We start from the raw sequence: 2,257 nt of genomic DNA, 5'->3' as shown, positions 1-2,257 counted from the left end.
CCTGGTGGGTCAAAACCAGTGAGCCTGGCTGTTGGTCAGCTTCTCAACCACTATCCGCAAAAACGGCTCTCACCAGAGGCCATCACACAACTGATTGAGGATTGGATCCAGGATCTAAGCAGCTATCCAACTGATGTAATCTTTGCCACCTGTCAGGCCTGGAGGCGCAGCAGCAAGACTATCGCGCCCACCCCCGGTCAACTGATCACTCTGGCCGAACCCATCATGGCAGCCCGCAACTTCCATATCCGGGTGCTGAACAGCGTTTTAGAAGCTCAAGTGATGCCTCAGTCCAACAGCTAGGAGATACTTGTTTGGCCCTGAACACCACACAGATCGTCGACCGGCTTGAACTTGCGGCCAGCACGTTACGGCGACTTCCAAATCCACCAAGGTCAACACCACGGCGCGACGGCAACACCTGGCCGCAGGTCATCCATGATGTTCATGAAGCCTATGGCTACAACAAAACCCAAATCCGGGCGGTGCCCAGCGCCAAAGACATCAGGCTCATGGACGAGGCCATTGATTGGCTACGATACGTCCCTGAGCCTGATGACCGGAAAATCCTTTGGATGCGGGCAGAAGGTTTCCGCTGGCGACCCATCTGCATTCAAGTCGGGCTGACCCGTTCTACCGCTCACCGGCGTGCTGTGGCGGCAGTTCTCACCATACAGCGCGCTATAAACAAGCGAAGGTGACGTCACATACACCTCTACCCTCTACATTCATGACCGGCTAATGCCATGGGTTTGTGGAGGAATTCGGTTTCCTTGCATTGGCACCTTGCGCCAATCATCGCATGGTCCTCTTGAGGCATCACAACCTCTTAGTAGAGCGGTCACCGCTGCCGTTATTTCGGCGGTCATTTGTGTTTGGAGTTAGCTCTCCTTACGCAAGCTCTCGCTTATGGGCGGGAGGGCGGTGAATACAATACCCCTTCGCGGGGGGAATAAACCCGCCTGTCTTCGTCAGGTTGTGAACCTCCCGCTCACCAGTGGGTTGTCACAAGCCTTCTGTGGAGTGGTTTGTTCAACAAGCCAACGAAGAGGGCTTTGTAATGACTGATACTGGTAAAGAGAAATGTGCCCATACGTCCCTTCGCAATGAAGTGGATCAGCTTCGATTATCAACCAACCACCTCAAAAATCTAGTCTATTCCATGAGCGTGGTGATGAGCGAACGCATGGAGCATACCCAGGAATATGAAGCGTTGCTGACGCTGTTTGATACTGTGCGCAATCACATAGAAAATGCGCAGACAAGTAGCGAGAGGATCTCCGAACTGCTTGATCCTTGCGCACTGGAAGTCTCAAAAGACTAAAAAACGTGGAATACCGAGAGGTCCTGCCTCTCATGGAATGTTCTGGCTTGGGAGGTGCAATACCTCTCAGGCCTTTTCGAATTTGACCTGAGTTTCCAATGATCATCCATAGACCGGGAAGGGGCTTCACTAGAGACCCGGAAGGGGTATCGGCCTCCATTGCCTCAGATCAGGCTTCTGGCTGAACCACCCTGCCAAAAGGCAAACCCCGCACAGGGCGGGGTACAATCCATATCCTAAATCTGCCTGGCTCAAATCAGCCCGAGTTCTCGCAGTGTGGTTGCTGCATCAAGAAGCTGGTTGGTGTTCACTTCCACCGTCAGTGTCATGCTGTCTGCATTGACCCGCGCTTTGACCGCGGCTTTGTCGTCGAGGGCGTAGGCGATCGGGTCACAGGCCTCATATGGCTGATTTGCGTTAAACCCTGCCTTGGTTAAGTCGTGTGCTGCAATTCTGATTGTGCTGGTTCTCATAGAACTTCCTCCATTCAGCGGGCACCCTGCCCGGCTTCACGACTGCAACCCCGCACTGCCGGCGGGGTCTGTTCTCTTTGCGGGCTAGCTAGAGTTAGGCGTCGAGTTCAGCTGCCAGCTTGTCTCTGGCGGCGCTTAGCATGTCCAAGTAAGCACCGCCGCGGTGTAGGATGATCTTACCCGCCCACAGCTCCTCGGCGTTCTTGTCACCGAAGACCTCGCGCATTTCCTCGTTTGTGTAGCGTAGGATATCGCAGCCCCATTGAGGGTGTTCTGTGTAGATGTAATTCACGTGCATGGCGTATAGTCCTCTCCTTTCTTGTGCCTTCTACACATGGCTTGAGTTTGGGTTATCCGGTACCGCGCAATGCCATACCCATCCGCACAATCAAGGGCTTATAGGTGTCATACCGTTGATCTCGTAGGTGCATGAGGGCCCGCTTAGTGTGGCGAGCGCGCA

At 54.1% G+C, this 2,257-nt stretch carries 5 protein-coding genes; 3 read left to right on the top strand and 2 right to left on the bottom strand.

The window, feature by feature from the left end; all coding sequences use genetic code 11:
- The 3 genes from PPL9_RS18335 to PPL9_RS18325 all read left to right on the top strand — a co-directional run.
- A partial coding sequence (locus PPL9_RS18335; RefSeq protein WP_208989470.1) for a hypothetical protein occupies positions 1-303 on the top strand: 303 nt, incomplete at its 5' end.
- A gap of 11 nt (positions 304-314) precedes the next feature.
- Positions 315-701: a DUF6362 family protein gene (locus PPL9_RS18330; RefSeq protein WP_057464043.1), complete on the top strand. Its 387-nt coding sequence runs from the start codon at positions 315-317 to the stop codon at positions 699-701.
- A 359-nt stretch (positions 702-1,060) separates the two neighbouring features.
- Positions 1,061-1,324 (top strand): hypothetical protein, encoded by a 264-nt coding sequence (locus tag PPL9_RS18325; RefSeq protein ID WP_057464047.1) that lies wholly within the window; start codon positions 1,061-1,063, stop codon positions 1,322-1,324.
- Between the two features lie 251 nt (positions 1,325-1,575).
- Here the strand turns inward: PPL9_RS18325 and PPL9_RS18320 are convergent, their stop codons facing one another.
- Both PPL9_RS18320 and PPL9_RS18315 read right to left on the bottom strand, forming a co-directional pair.
- A complete protein-coding gene (locus PPL9_RS18320) occupies positions 1,576-1,797 on the bottom strand; it encodes a hypothetical protein (RefSeq protein WP_057464042.1) in 222 nt (73 codons plus the stop codon).
- A 94-nt stretch (positions 1,798-1,891) separates the two neighbouring features.
- A complete protein-coding gene (locus PPL9_RS18315; protein WP_057464041.1) occupies positions 1,892-2,095 on the bottom strand; it encodes a hypothetical protein in 204 nt (67 codons plus the stop codon).
- Positions 2,096-2,257 lie beyond the last annotated feature (162 nt).

The organism is Pseudovibrio sp. POLY-S9 (genome assembly GCF_001431305.1).
Lineage (GTDB): Bacteria > Pseudomonadota > Alphaproteobacteria > Rhizobiales > Stappiaceae > Pseudovibrio.
The sequence above is the reverse complement of the archived record's forward strand: the minus strand, read 5'-3'. Positions and strand labels throughout refer to the sequence as shown.

What these genes read in the sequence shown, in the direction of transcription:
- PPL9_RS18325 (WP_057464047.1), top strand. Translation starts at nt 1,061, where the DNA reads ATGACTGATACTGGTAAAGAGAAATGTGCCCATACGTCCCTTCGCAAT.
- PPL9_RS18320 (WP_057464042.1), bottom strand. Translation starts at nt 1,797, where the DNA reads ATGAGAACCAGCACAATCAGAATTGCAGCACACGACTTAACCAAGGCA.
- PPL9_RS18315 (WP_057464041.1), bottom strand. Translation starts at nt 2,095, where the DNA reads ATGCACGTGAATTACATCTACACAGAACACCCTCAATGGGGCTGCGAT.